Origin of the sequence: Paraburkholderia sp. BR10954 (assembly GCF_040965775.1) — a bacterium.
Lineage (GTDB): Bacteria > Pseudomonadota > Gammaproteobacteria > Burkholderiales > Burkholderiaceae > Paraburkholderia > Paraburkholderia youngii.
Genome location: NZ_JBFRCK010000066.1, coordinates 1 through 14222 on the forward strand (window position 1 = coordinate 1; position 14222 = coordinate 14222).

A 14222-nucleotide genomic window follows, 5' to 3' on the forward strand; every position below is an offset into this window, starting at 1 on the left:
GTCAGCGGATTTCATCGGGGCCCGCAGCCAACCAACAGGCTGCAACAAGGCCGGATATAAAGGTGCAGCCCAACCTACGTCACGTCATAGCGCACAAAAGCCTAGCAAACGGGAGGCGTTCATATAAAGTCATATCAATACCAGCGAACCGCACAGCTGATGACGATAACAGGGAAGCGATGATCATGATAAAGCGGTTTTGTCTTCTTCATTACGTCATTCTGCGGCCCCCATTCCATTAACCTGACAGAGCCGGGAGGCCTTGTCGATCTGCCGCATTTCACTGTATAGAATAACCATAGCGATAAGACCCGCTGCCATATCGGCAGCCGCTACCGAGAACAACAGGCCGTCTTGCCCATAAGCGTGCTGCAGCAAGGCCATCAGGGGCATCAGAAACAAGCCATGCCGCAGTACCGCTACAAGCGTTGCCCAGATTGCGTTGCCCTTGGCCTGCATGAAAAGCAGGCACACCTGTTGCACCCCTAACACCGGCAACGCACAATGGAATAGCAAGATCGCGCGGCTACCAATCTCTATCGTCGCCGACTCGTGCGCAAACCAGCCGATGATGGTTCTCGCTTGCCACACGACCCAGCCGGCATAGACTCCGGCGAACGTTAGCGCGACCGCAACCATAGCCCGAACCGCTTGCGCCACCCGTGTCCAGTTACCTGCGCCGACATTAAACCCAACAACCGACTGCGCCCCGCTGCACAGTCCATACAACGGTAGTGCCGCCAGCATCGCCAAGCGGCTGGCCAAACCTATCGCCGCCACCGATGCCTCACCGTAGCGAGCAGCGAACCCATTGAGCATGGACATGGCCGCTACCGCGAGCAGCGTATTGAGCGCTGGCGGAATGCCGATGCGGGCGATGCTCGCCAGCCGGCACCCGCAGCGTCCCACCGATGGCCACGATAAGACGATGGCTCCGTGCCTGCCCGCGAAATGTCGCCAATACAAGGTTAAGCCGCACAACTGGGCCAGAAATGTTGCGATGCCAGCCCCTTCGATGCCCAGCCCGAACCAGAAAATCATCACCGGGTCGAGTGCCGCGTTTATTGCGAAGGATGAAACTTGGGTCGTCATGCTGAGCACGGTATTGCCATCCGCTCTCACGATGAAACCACAGACCATATTGAATACCACTGCCACATAGCCCAACAGCAGCCAATGAAGATAAGCCTCCGCTAGTGGCAAAATCGATGGTCCAGCGCCTAGCCATGTCAGCAAAGTTGGAGCCAACTGCCAGCCCGCGATAGCCGTTATGCCAGCAATTACCATCGCAGACCATAACGCGTGCGATGCATAATCGTTGGCAGAGTGATCGTCGGCACGTCCCAGGCTTCGAGCAATCAACGAGGCGGCCCCTGCACCGAAGATCTGGCCTATTGCCGTGATGCACATTGCAAATGGGAACGACAATGCCATCGCCGCGAGTGCTGCTGTTCCGAGCCGCCCCACGAAATAGGCGTTGAGCAACTGATAAGCGGCACTGACAGTGACGCCAATGACGGACGGAAGAGCCAGCCGCAGGATCAGTGGCAACAGTCGATCGTGGGCCATTGACTGCATCCGTGATGCCGCAACTGCTGGCGTGTTCATACTGTGGTCCCGTCCTTCACGCTTGTTGCGTCCACATCTTCCTGATTGTCCCTGAGCCATCCGGCATAAGCCGCGAGACAATGCAGCAACTGACGTCCCAGCATATTCGCCTCCTCTGCGGAAAAGCAAGGCAACGCACAATGCATCTGGATACGAAGTTTACCGTCCACATTATCGATATATAACCGCAACGTGTGATGACGGTTGGGCCCTATCCCATCACCCGTCCAGATCGTCGGTTGAGCAAGGCCGAGCAGCATGCGCGTACGAAGATTATCTAACACAGCGCGATAGTTGACGACAACACGCGGCCAGTCGAAATCCACCACTGCCTTCGCCTGATCATCCGGCAGCAGATACGCAGCCGCCCGTAGCCCAATGCCATGGATCCGTGCCGAATTGCGCTGACGACGCACCGCTTTCAGACGTTCCGCCACACTGAGTCGCCCCTCACAAATGATGGCCAGCGGGACAAGTTCCGCGGTAAAGCCCATAACCGTCGACAGATCCTGACCCGGCAGGATAGGCGTGCGCAGCATGTCCATGCTGTCCAGAAACAGCCCTCGTCGCTGGTTGCCCCTTCCTGCCACCTCCGCCAAGGCGCACAGGATGACGTCGAATGCGTCAAAGCCGTGCCGGTCCGGATGCAGATCGAGCAGAATCTTTGTCGATTCCGCATCCAGATCCAGATAGCGAATCCCCTTGTGCGCGCACAAGGCCTCGAAAGCAGCATCACTGTGCATCTGCCCAGTATGGAGCATCTCGAACAAGCGCCGGCTGGAATCAGCGCCACTATCGACTGGCTCAACCTCGAGGACTGTTGCACCATCCTCACGCAGCAGTTCCCATGGCCGGCTTCGCCAATAAGCAATGTTGCTGTCCAACGAACCGCTCACATGTTCGCGCAGCGCCTTCACCCATCGATTCAACTGCGCGCGGCCACTGAATGCGGGAGCCGGTGTTTGGCCATGCTCTATCGCCAGATAGTAGCGTTCTACTTCGTCCAGCAGCAGCCGGAACCCATAGCCGTCGACCAGGAAATGATGAATTATGATAAAAATCCAACTGTGCGGCCGCCCACCGACCTCCGCCTCCATCAATTGGAAACGCGACATCCAGGTACGACCATCGAACCGGAATGCATATTGCGCTTTCTCAGCGATACCAGATATATCTCGCGTGCAATCCCCGAGCTCTGAGTACGAGCCCAATGCAACTCGCTCCAGATGCAACGCTCCGACTCCGGTATGGAAGCGTAGATCAGCGTCATCTCGAGAGATCCTGGTGCGCAACAGTGGGTAGTTTTTCGCCAACCTAACGATAGCGGACTCCAATATCGCCGGATCCAAACGGCAGCTATCGTCCTGCCAGATCGCGCACATGTTGAAATGCTCGTCTAAACCCATGCGCCGATTCATGAAGCGTATCGTAGGCGTTACTTCCACTCCACCGTCGATTTCGCCATCGTGGTGCACCAGCTCGCCGGAGCGGGCATCGATCAGCCCAGCCAGTTCGCGTAACACTGGATAATCGTACAACTCGCTGACAGAAAAGCGGATGTCCATCCTGGCCGCCCGCGCCACACAGCGCACGCTCAGCATAGAGGTACCACCCAGTGAGAAGAAATGCGCGTCCGCACCAATCGTCGACATACCAAGCACTTCCTGCCAAACCGCGGCCAGTGCATGCTCAGTCGTGGTGACCAGCGGCGCGAATACGCCCACCGCGGTTTGCCGTGGAAACGGCAAGCGGGAACGGTCCAGTTTACCGCCCGGCAGCTTAGGCAAAGCCCGCAAGCGAACAAATGAACGGGGAATAGTATGGGGCAACAGCGAATGACGGAGCATTTGTCTGAACCCATCCTCTGTTGACGGCAGCTTCGCCTCCGTGCCCACCACGTAGGCAGTCAACAGCGGCTCGCCATCCGCGGCGCGGTGCAAATGCACCGCGGCCTCCTCGACCCCAGGACATTTTCCCAAGACGTGAGAAATCTCATCCAGTTCAACGCGCAAGCCATGGATCTTGATTTGGTTGTCACGCCTTCCGAGGAACTCCAGGCGGCCGTCGTCGCGGTGACGCCCCAAATCGCCAGTGCGATAAGCCACAGTTCCGAAAGGCTGTAGCTCTGGCACCGAATTAGCAACAAATCGCTCGGCTGTCAACTCCCTGCTGTCGTGATAGCCATTCGCCAGGCAGTCACCCGTCACCAGGATCTCCCCCACCGCACCTTGAACCACCGGCCGCAACTTGTCATCTACGACGGCTATGCCGACATTGGCCACCGGCTTACCGATCGGGACAGTCCGTTCATCAGCGCCCACTTCGCACACCTCTCCCCAAGCGGCGTTCGAGCTACACTCGGAGGAGCCGTAAAAGTTGAACAAACGGGCCTGCGGGAAAGCCTCGAGAAAGCGCCGAGCCAACTCCGGTGGCAACGCCTCAGCGCTTGAGGTGACCAGCCGCAAATCTGAAACCGACCGTCCGTCTGTCAATTGTGCCGTCAAAATGCCGGTGATCAACGGTGGCGAGCACAGCAGATGCGTTACCCGGTAACGATCTAGCTGCAATAGCAGCAGGGATGGATCTTGCAGTTCTTGCTGACTCAGCAGCAAACTAGGAACGCCTTGTAAGAGTGGCCCGAAGATTTCCCATTGACTGGCAACCAGCGCCGCCGACTTCTGCACTACGCAGGCATCGCCTGCCTGGAAGGGGAATTGCCCCCACATCCATTGCAAACGATTTAGGCATGCTGTAGCGGGAACCACAACGCCCTTCGGTTTTCCCGTAGAACCAGATGTGTAGACGATCTGCAGCACTTCATGCGAACAAGATGGGGAAGGGGCGGCATCTGTTTCCTCATTGCCGCATGCAACTTCCTCCGACGGCAGTAAAACTAGCCCTCTGTCACGAAATGCTTCCCGCTGCAACGGCGTGGCAACGAAGGCCTTGGGAGCGACATCTTTAGCAATCTCAACTATGCGACTTATCGGATAATTTGCCCCGATCACCGAGTAGGTTGCGTGTAGCTTGATCGCAGCTAGAATAACGATCAACGCGTTAATGCCGCGGTCAATGCCAAGCAGCACCCTGTCGCCGGCACCAACACCGGAGGCTGCGAGTCTGTTAGCAAAACGGTTGGCCGCAGTATCCAACTCCGCGTACGAAATGCGACCGTGCTCCCAGAAATAAGCAGTATCCACTGGCGACATTTTGGCACGCGCTTCGAACATTTCGCGTAGTGTACTAGCGCCTGTATAAGCCAGCCGTCCCCCGTTGTAACGCTTAAGAAAAGCCTTTTCAGCTGGGTGCCGCAGATCCAGCTCTGCAAGCGGCGCCGCCGGCGCCGCAATGATCACCTGAATAATTTGCTGCAGGTTGAGCAGCATTCTGGAAACGAGCTCGTCGGAGAACAGTTCAGTGCAATAGGACATCTGCAGATAGATGCCGTCCCCCTCTTCCTGACAATAAAGAGTGAGATCGTACTTGGTATAACCGTTTTCCAATTCGCGTGCGACAATTGACACATCGTGCTCCCCCTCAGAAATCAGCTCTGCCTTTTCCGAATACATGTTGAACATCGCCTGGAATACGGGGGAAAAATTGCTTCCACGTACCACGTCAACTGTTTCCAACATCCGACTGAATGGATATGCCGCGTTGAAGGCAGCACCGGTGACAGTTTGCTGCGTCGTGGCCAGATGTTCGATGAATGACTTATCAGGATCCATCTTCGCCCTTAGCGGCAACATGTTTAGGAAGAACCCCAGCAGGTGTTCCGTACCTGACTGTTCGCGCACTACATTCGGAGTGCCAACGATGATATCGTCCTGTCCGCTGTACTCTCTCAATAAAGCGTAAAAAGTCGTCAGTAACACGCTGAAAAGCGTGGTGCGATTGTCCGCAGCGAGTTCGCGAAGTCTGGACGCCGCGAGAGCCGGAATTTGTATGGCGTGTGACTTCCCGGTGTAACGCATCCGCCTCGGACGAGGCTTATCGGAAGGCAGGGTCAGCACCGGCAACTCACCCGACAGCTGTTGTGCCCAGTACGAGCGCTGTCGCGCCCAGCAGTCCGATCGAAACTGCTCGGACTCCCATTTCGCGAAATCTGCGAACGAAATATCGGCTTTGAGACCGTCCTCTGAACTGACTCCCGCCTGGTAAAATTCACGCAGTTTGCGCACCATTACCGAAAGCGACCACGCGTCCATAATGATTTCATGCGTGGTAAAGATGACAACATGCCGGTCGGAGCTCTCTCGTACTAGTAGTGCGCGATACAGTGTGCCTGCGGCGAGATCAAAGGCCGGTTGAAACTCGCTCGCCTTCAGTTCAGCCAACCTGGGGGCAGGATGGTCGCCGCAAAGGTCTATAAAGCGTAAACGACCCTTCGGCGGTGAATCGAAGGTCAAATATGGATTGCCGCTCTTTTCGACGAATCGGATGCGCAGTGTGTCGAAGTACTGCACCACCGCATCCCAAGCCCGACTAAAGCGATCTCGATCAAGCTCTCCGCAGCATTCGAGCGCCGTTTGCAAGGTATAGTTGGATGCTGTTGGATCAAGCTTCCACAAAAACCATAAGTGTTTTTGAATGTGGCTGGCCGGAGCCTCTCCGCCCTCATCACGGCGACTGACGACAATGGCGGGGAGGGACTCATGCCCATCCTCTTTCTCGGCCAGGAGTTCGGTCAACTCATCTATTGTGCAATGGTACAGGTCAACCACTGAAATTTCGCAGGCGAATTCGCGCTGAATACGGTTGATCGCAAGCATGGCGCGCAGCGAGTCACCGCCCATCAGCAAAAAGTTGTCGTTTCGCCCCAGCCGGTCTAGATGCAGTATCTCGGCTAAGAGCCTGCACAACCGAACCTGAAGACCGTCAGCAGGCTCCAGATATTTCACATCGGACAAAGGACGCAAATTTTCTGGGGAAGGCAATTGCTTGTAATCAAGTTTGCCATTGGCGTTTAATGGTAATTTCGCCAGCTCGAAGAAAAGATCGGGCAGCATGTAGTCAGGCAACTGACACGACATGTGTTCGCGTAAAGCGCTCCGTGTAACCTCCTCTCGAAGCTTGACGAAAGCCACGAGGCGCGGAAGTCTTTCCGCTTCCCCTGGACTAGTCAGTGTTTCCCTTGCCGTCAGTTTCACCCGATTGTCAGCGGGATAATGCACCACTACGGCCGCGGCCTCGACGGCAGCATGTAACCCCAACAAACCTTCCACTTCGTTAAGCTCAATACGGTAGCCACGCAGCTTGACCTGGCGATCTGCTCTTCCGAGACACTCCAGCAAGCCATCCTGACGCAGCCTCACGAGATCACCAGTCTTGTATAATCGATCATATCCGCGCTTATCGCTGAAAGGGTTAGCCACAAAAGCCTGCTCGGTACGCGCGTCGTCGTTAATGTAACCACGTGCAACGCCAACGCCGGCTACACAAAGTTCGCCTACGTCACCTGACGCAACAAGCGTCAGCGCCGCAGCATCTGGCCTGACCACATAGATTTCCAGATTGTCTATCGGTTTCCCGATTGGCATAAATGCCTGACCTTCCGCCGGAGAGTTGGAGATCAGTGCATGCGTGACACCGTCGGCACATTCAGTTGGTCCATAATGGTTGAGGATGGGAATAGACGGGTACATCGCCAGCCAACGTCGGCATACGTCGGGCGGCAATGCCTCCCCGACGGTGGAAATCCTGCGCAGCGCCGGCAGCGCGCGTGCATCGATCAATTCGACTTCGGCCACAAACGAGCGTAGTAGCGACGGCACAAATTGAATGACTGATACTTGGCATTTGCGCAACTCAAGCAGCAGCCTCGACGGATCGCATACGACGTCTCTATTAATGATCTGCGTGCACGCCCCCACTTGCAGCGCCGCCATAAACTGCCACAGAGAAATGTCAAAACAGTGCGATGCGGTCTGCGCCACCTGGTCAGTTTTACTGATCTCCAGATCGTGTACTTTAGCGTGCAAGTGATTGATCAAGCTCCGCTGTTCAATCATTACGCCCTTTGGGTGACCGGTGGTACCCGAAGTAAAAATGACGTAGGCAAGATCACTACCTTTGCCTCTGGGCCCGGCAAAGGCTGCGCTCGATTCTTGCGCTTTCTCAATATCAAGAAGCACTAGTTCCGGTCTGGTTGTCTGCAAATATGCCGCCTGTTCGAAGCAGTTACGGGCGGTCAGCAGCAGGCAGCATTTACTCTTCTCCAGCATGTAATCCAAACGTTCCGCTGGATACTGGCGATCAAGCGGCATATAGGTACCGCGAATCTTAAAAACGGCAAGCATCGCAGCCAATAAATCAATTCCTCGCTCCATCAACACGCCGATGACGGGCGCCTCGCGGCCACAGCGCTCGGTCAGCGCCATTGCGATGCGGCTGGACTGCTCATCAAGCTCCCGATACGTTACCGACTCGCTGCCATGCCTCGCTGCTATATGTTGCGGATAACGCCGTGCCGCATCACAGAAGTAGTCTACTGCCAATAGTGTTTTCATTTAAACCTCATTCACTCGCCTAAGTGCTTGAATTACCCGACCCTATACTAAAAACAGCTCTTTCGGCGGGCGACCGCGCAAGTATCCGTGGAATGATCGCCGAAAGGTTCATTGCGTTTGGGTTGGATAACAGGCTAACTCGCTATCTTAAGATATCGAAAATCACATCTTCTTCGCATTCTGTACATATTCAATATTTTGATATCTATTCACTTGAGCGTGTTACTTGCTCTGCTAAATTGAACCGCATTTTCATGCGGCCACCAATGCAACGGCCAAGAGCACTGGTTAGCATTAGAATCCGTACCTATAACCGCGAAAGATGCGGCTGGCGCAGGCACGTCACTACTCGCTCGCGTCGCGTAACGGCGCTATATCGCGCCAGCCCCGCAGTTCTTCCCGATCCTCTGAGAGCGAGTTCCTGGCACGCTTCAGAAACGGCCACGCAGCGCTCACTGGCAAAAAAACAGTATCGCGCTCGTGATGAAGGCTTTTGGATCATCGGAAACAAGCGAGGAATCGTGGGAGACCCAGTGCGTGATCTGTTCATCGTTAAAGTAACCGTCCTCAATCACAATCACGACCTGAGCTCGAGCATGCGATGTCAGGTGAAGAAGGGAAATATGCAATAAGTCGTAGCAAGAAATTCACTTGATACAGGTTTCGAACTGTATGCTGCAATGTTAAAACCACGGTAAAGCGCCCGAAGAATTGAAGTATGCTTCGGCACTCGACGCTCCTGTAGCATAAGTTCAGAAGTATTCAACAGTCACATCATGGGTTAGGAGGTGCGACGAACTCTGCTCGTCGTCCTGACCGTCGCGTTGATGTCGGTCCTCCATGCTGCTCACTTCGCCGCACAGCTTCATTCTGTGCAGAGCCCTTGATATCTTTCTTTGTGAGATACATCGTTCGTCGGATTGCACAGCAACGCAGGAAAAAATTTCCTGCTCAGGGAACGGAATGGAACTGATGATCCAGAGCGCCGGTTCGTTAATAACGCGTAGCGCGGCACCTTGAGTGGACGCCGCAATAGAATGTCGACTATCATTTTTTGCAGATCTTGTCTGTGGTTCGTGAGGCTTTGGTGTGGTGTTCACGCTTCGTTACCTCCAGCTTCAATTTCCCCGCGACAGCAGATGCAATAGTTGAGCCAACGCCACGACACACCTGAGAGATATCTCCCAACACATTGCTGATCGGGATGACTGATGGGGACCTACCCTCCAAAACGCTTGCGGGATCTTCCGGCAAATATCGTTTGTGGGATTTACTGTGTTGCATATCCGACAATGTTGGATGTGCAACACCACGGATTGCCGCGACGAGGGCCGACCAAAGCGGCGAACTTACTGACGAGTGCATCAAATAGTGCATAGTTGGCTACGCGGCATACCGAACGTGCTTTTCCTTGAACAGTTTCCGGATCACGTGAGGCTCTCTTTTGCCGACGATGCAAATGGGCGTTAATGGAATGGCCGCCCCCCACCCAGCGGCATGGATGTGCCAAATCTGGGTCCCCCCATCTTTGCAACCCTGATTTTCGATGGCGAGTTGGCTTGCCCAAATCTATTCGGCGTCGTTTTGGGGATCGCTCCCCGCGCCACGATGAGATTCGCGCCTGACGATCCTTAACAGTGGGTCGGCTTCGAAAGCCTGTTTGGCACGGAGGTTCCTCGTCAGGCAGGTATGCCGTTCACGTCATGAATTTTCAGTCGTCGCAAAACCAGTTGGGTGAGTGTGATCGATAAAGACGAGGCCGTGCTCGTTCAGGGCGGACGGGTGAAGCCGGCGTCGAATGTGGTTTGGCGCGCAACAACTGCCCAGGCGGTTCGGGCCAGCTTGTTGGCCGGTGCACACGCCACCACGTTTGAATGCCGTTGCGCGAGAATTGCGCGAACTCAGTCCGCTAGGCGGCCGGTTCGTTTCTCCAGGCCTCGCATGTAAGCTCGGGCGGGCAGGACGAGCAGGCGCCTGACATTTTTGTTGCCCCGCCGGCTGATCCTGAGAAAATTGGTCTTGCCGCCCGTACTGTATTGCCGCGGAACGAGCCCAACCGATGCCGCAAAATCGCGACTGCATCCGTACTGTTTTGCGTCGCCCATTTTCGCGGCCAACGCGCTTGCGGTGACCTGGCCCCCCCCCCCCCCCCAAAAAAATACGTTTCGATCCACTACACGGAGCGTCTGGCCGAAACCGGCGTCGAATCGTCAGTCGGCACGGTTGGCGATTCGTACGACAACACACTGGCCGAGACAATCAACGGGCTGTATAAAGCAGAGCTGATTCATCGGCGCGGCCCGTGGCGCAGGCATCAAGCTATCGACCTGGCAACGCTTGAATGGGTCGACTGGTTCGACGATCGTAGGCTGTTCGGCCCGATCGGCGACATCCCGCCGGCGGAAGCCGAGCAAGCTTACTATCGGCAGTTTCAGAACGTCGCCAAGGCGGCTTGACTCAAACAAAACGGTCTCCCGGAAACCCGGGGACGATTCATCAGTGCAGCGCAGATCTGTCCGGTGTTCGGGTCCATCGCCAAGTGCGACGCTTGGACCAGCCATGCTTGCGCACCTTCCACTCGCCTTCGCCATAGAGCTTGGTCCGGTACTGTCGAGCACAAGGTGCAAGGAGTCTTTGGGCGTTGTGCCGGTAGCGCGACCGTCAGCGTCTGTGTGCCTCAACGTCGTGTAGTTCGGCACGGGCAGGCTCGTGAAAGCAAGTTTGCACAGACTCTGGGCGAAGCCTTGTAGTGCGCGCAGCGGCAGAAGAAAGACCTGCTTGAGTTCCAGCAGCATCTGCACGAACGCATCCGCATAGACGCATCGGTGGCCCCGAGTGCGCGCACCTTGGATTCCGGTGCTGCAGCGAAAAGATCAGGGTCAATCCACATCGTTACATCCCCTCGAGCAATGGGTGACAATGCCGGCTGTGGTCGTGCAATGTCAAATAGAGGAGCGCGAGGACGGCGTCGTCAATCGCTGATGTGTCATGTTCATGGCGTTCATCGCGGTATCGTTTGGACCCGTGCGCAAAACCGTTCACGACTCGACAGAATTTCATCCGCCGACTTGCGCCAGACGAACGCACTTGATCCACAACCTGTTTCAGGAAAAGCATGTCTATTTTTCCACCTGAAAAACGATGCACTATTCGATGAACTGGTCAGTAACATCCATTCGGAGCAGTCGGCTCGGGCTTGAGCACCTCTGTTCCTCGCGCAGCATAATCGCACAGGAACTGCCTGTTACCGTCACTAACGGAGTGAATTGATGATAGTCCCTGCAACGTCGGCTTTCAATGTGCACGAGCTCGCTCCACCGAGTGCCTCCGCAGCAGATATTGAAATATTTTGCGTCAGCTTCGATTTTCGCGTCATGCTCGATAGTCCCGCATTCGCTCCGCTTTCGGACGATGAGGGTGCGAAGGTCGCGCGCTTCCGACGCCGCGACGATGCGCTGCGTGTGCGGTGACGCGCGTCGTGCTGCGTCAGTTGCTCGCGGAACGAACAGATTTGGAGGCCAGTGAATTGCGTTTCGAGCGAGACATCGGCGGACGGCCCCGTCTCGATTGTCGATGCAAGGCGGGTCCGGTGGGCGACTCGACTTTAACGTTTCGCATTCGGAGCAGTATGCTCTGATCGCAATTGGCCGGCGACGGAGGGTTGGTCTCGATATCGAATTTGCTCGCAAAGACATCAACTGGAGGAAGTTCGCATCAGCGGTATTTGCGCCGTGCGACGAGGCACAAGTGACCGCTTTGCCGATGTACAGGCGAACCGGCGCGTTTTATGACGTATGGACGGCAAAGGATGCGGTGTTGAAGACACTTGGCGTCGGCATCGGAAAGGGCATGACATGGTTTTCTGTACTTGGCGACAGGCAGCACGAGCCAAGCATCGTAGTTAGAGCGTGTTAGGAACTTCGATTGAGACCTGGTATCCTGGCGGGATGAAAAGAACCGACCGCAAAGGGTATCCGACAGATGTGTCGGATGAGGAATGGAGTTTCGCGGCGCCGTATCTGACGCTGATGGACGTTGACGCGCCCCAGCGCAAATACGAACTGCGCGACATGTTTGATGCATTGCGCTGGATGGCTCGTGCCGGCGCGCCGTGGAGGATGCTGCCCAATGATTTCCCGCCGTGGGAGCTGGTGTATCAGCAGACTCAACGCTGGCTGCAGGCTGGCTGCTTTGAGAGCATGGTGAGCGACCTGCGCTCGGTGATACGCGTGGCACAGGGCCGTCGGGGACAGCCCAGCGCGGTCATCCTCGATGGCCGCACGATACAGTCGACCTGCGAGAGCGGCCCGCGTGCGGGCTATGACGGTTATAAGCGGAAGCGCGGTAGCAAGGTACATATTGCAGTAGACACGTTGGGACAGTTGCTGGCGGTGCACGTGACCCCCGCCAATGAACAGGAGCGCGCACAGGTAGCGGAGCTTGCGCGGCAGGTCCAGCAGGTAACGGGACGAACGGTCAAGGTGGCATTTGCCGATCAGGGATACACGGGCAAGGAGCCAGCGCAGGCTGCATTCGACGAGGGCATTGACCTTCAGGTGATCAAACTCGAAGAAACGAAAAAGGGTTTCGTTCTGCTCCCCCGCCGGTGGGTGGTCGAGCGCAGCTTTGGCTGGCTCAACCGTTTCCGGCGTCTCGCACGTGACTATGAACGGCTTCCCGAAACTCTCGCTGGGCTTCATTTCGTCGTCTTCGCAATGCTCATGCTTGTCCACGCCGTGCCAGTACTTCAAAGTTCCTAACACGCTCTAGCGAGGAGAGCGTATGCAATCGCGACTTGATTGTAAGCGATCTATTATCGACGTCCCTCTGCGAGTGGAGTTGAGGGCCATGAATCGCCGAGAGGCGTGGCGTGTGCTCAGTGCAGGGAAGCAGGCATTTTCCAGGGCATAAGCGCGTCGTAGTCGTCGACACTGGTCGCCAGAGGGATGTGCCTGAACAGCCAGTGGAGGTAGTGGTACGGGTCGATTCGAGAGGCTTTGCAGGTTTCGACCAGAGAGTAAAGATTGGCGCTCGCAGTCGCGCCATCAACCGTGTCCGAGAACAGCCAGCCGCGGCGCCCAATTACAAACGGGCGGATCGAATTCTCACAGTCGTTGTTCGATATGGGCCAGTTGCCGTTCTCAACGTAGAGGATCAGCTTGGGCCATTGCTCGCGCAGATAAGTTAGCGCCTTTCCGAGCAGGCTGTGGGGCACGACGCCGGGGGATTGCTTGAGCATGAGACTGCGGATGGCGTCGAGCACTCGTGCACTGTATCGCCGTCGCAATCGCTGTCGCCGGCTGGCTTCCCATTTCGCGCTGCGTGCCTCGGCGACGAACAACCTTCCGATCAGCTTGATGAAGCGTGTGGCCAGCAGGTCGGGCGAGCGCGCTGCCTTGGGCACATTGTCTTCTGCCTTGACGAAGTAGCGTCGGCAGTGAACCCAGCATCCAAGATGCACGAGCTGGTATCGGTCGGCGATGCTGTTATAGGGCTCATAGCCATCGGTCATCAGGACCGCGCCCTTGCGGATGCCCGTGAACAGTTTGTCGGCCAGTGAGCGCCGCGTCCCGGCATGTACGTGAAGCAGCGGACCGGATGTCCTGAATCGGTCATCTGCGACCAGAGGTAGCTCTTCGTTTGAGGCTTTCGCCCCTTCTCCTTCAGGACCTGGAATGTCGTCTCGTCGCAGTAGACCAGATCCGCGTCGAGCAGCGCATCACGCATCAGGTTGATCACCGGCTGGGTCGCCAGACCGACGCGTACCATGCTTGCGGCGATCGTGTTGGACGAGATGTCACCGCCGAAACGACGTAGCAGTCCGGCCTGACGGTACAGTGGCATCCCGAACTGATACTTGCCGGTGGCGATCCACGCAAGCGCTGATTCACTCAGCAGCCCACGCGGGATGATACGCGGCGGCGCTGGCGTGACCTTCATGCCGAGATCGCAGCACGGACACGCATATTTGACGCGCCGGTGCTGGAGCACGCGAAGCTGCTCCGGAATTACATCGAGCTGCTCGCTGATCTCAACGCCGATCTCGACGAGCGCGTGGCCGTCGTTCGTACAGAAGCGTTCGGCTTCAGGCAGTTCGTGGCGCAC

The 14222-nt window shown here is 56.3% G+C and carries 5 protein-coding genes and 5 pseudogenes; 3 read left to right on the plus strand and 7 right to left on the minus strand.

Annotated features, from left to right (window positions below):
• Positions 1-137: 137 nt before the first annotated feature.
• The 5 genes and pseudogenes from AB4Y34_RS38560 to AB4Y34_RS38580 form a co-directional block, all read right to left on the minus strand.
• Positions 138-212 (minus strand): annotated as a pseudogene (locus tag AB4Y34_RS38560) (IS6 family transposase); the annotation flags it as partial.
• Positions 213-216: 4 nt separating this feature from the next.
• Positions 217-1608, minus strand: coding sequence for an MATE family efflux transporter (locus AB4Y34_RS38565; protein ID WP_368718996.1), 1392 nt, complete (start codon positions 1606-1608; stop codon positions 217-219).
• Complete coding sequence (locus tag AB4Y34_RS38570) at positions 1605-8117, minus strand: amino acid adenylation domain-containing protein (protein ID WP_368718997.1); 6513 nt, start codon at positions 8115-8117, stop codon at positions 1605-1607. The genes AB4Y34_RS38565 and AB4Y34_RS38570 overlap by 4 nt, the downstream gene beginning before the upstream one ends.
• Before the next feature lie 752 nt (positions 8118-8869).
• Entirely contained in the window at positions 8870-9217 is a 348-nt protein-coding gene (locus AB4Y34_RS38575) for a hypothetical protein (RefSeq protein WP_368718998.1), read from the minus strand.
• Positions 9218-9886: 669 nt separating this feature from the next.
• Positions 9887-10261 (minus strand): annotated as a pseudogene (locus tag AB4Y34_RS38580) (transposase); the annotation flags it as partial.
• Between the two features lie 12 nt (positions 10262-10273).
• On the opposite strand from AB4Y34_RS38580, the pseudogene AB4Y34_RS38585 reads away from it, so the two are divergent.
• A pseudogene (locus tag AB4Y34_RS38585) lies at positions 10274-10573 on the plus strand (integrase core domain-containing protein); the annotation flags it as partial.
• A gap of 38 nt (positions 10574-10611) precedes the next feature.
• On the opposite strand, the pseudogene AB4Y34_RS38590 reads toward AB4Y34_RS38585, so the two are convergent.
• Positions 10612-11028, minus strand: a pseudogene (locus tag AB4Y34_RS38590) (transposase); the annotation flags it as partial.
• 662 nt (positions 11029-11690) lie between these two features.
• On the opposite strand from AB4Y34_RS38590, the gene AB4Y34_RS38595 reads away from it, so the two are divergent.
• Both AB4Y34_RS38595 and AB4Y34_RS38600 read left to right on the plus strand, forming a co-directional pair.
• Positions 11691-12032 (plus strand): 4'-phosphopantetheinyl transferase superfamily protein, encoded by a 342-nt coding sequence (locus AB4Y34_RS38595; RefSeq protein WP_255215405.1) that lies wholly within the window; start codon positions 11691-11693, stop codon positions 12030-12032.
• A gap of 32 nt (positions 12033-12064) precedes the next feature.
• The gene (locus tag AB4Y34_RS38600; protein WP_368718999.1) at positions 12065-12877 is read left to right on the plus strand and encodes an IS5 family transposase; all 813 of its coding nucleotides are present in this window, start codon (positions 12065-12067) and stop codon (positions 12875-12877) included.
• Between the two features lie 116 nt (positions 12878-12993).
• On the opposite strand, the pseudogene AB4Y34_RS38605 reads toward AB4Y34_RS38600, so the two are convergent.
• Positions 12994-14222: pseudogene (locus tag AB4Y34_RS38605) on the minus strand (IS66 family transposase); the annotation flags it as partial.

Bases quoted from the DNA above. Each gene is read 5' to 3' on its own strand.
- AB4Y34_RS38565 (WP_368718996.1), bottom strand. From the start codon at position 1,608: ATGAACACGCCAGCAGTTGCGGCATCACGGATGCAGTCAATGGCCCAC.
- AB4Y34_RS38570 (WP_368718997.1), bottom strand. From the start codon at position 8,117: ATGAAAACACTATTGGCAGTAGACTACTTCTGTGATGCGGCACGGCGT.
- AB4Y34_RS38595 (WP_255215405.1), top strand. From the start codon at position 11,691: ATGCAAGGCGGGTCCGGTGGGCGACTCGACTTTAACGTTTCGCATTCG.
- AB4Y34_RS38600 (WP_368718999.1), top strand. From the start codon at position 12,065: ATGAAAAGAACCGACCGCAAAGGGTATCCGACAGATGTGTCGGATGAG.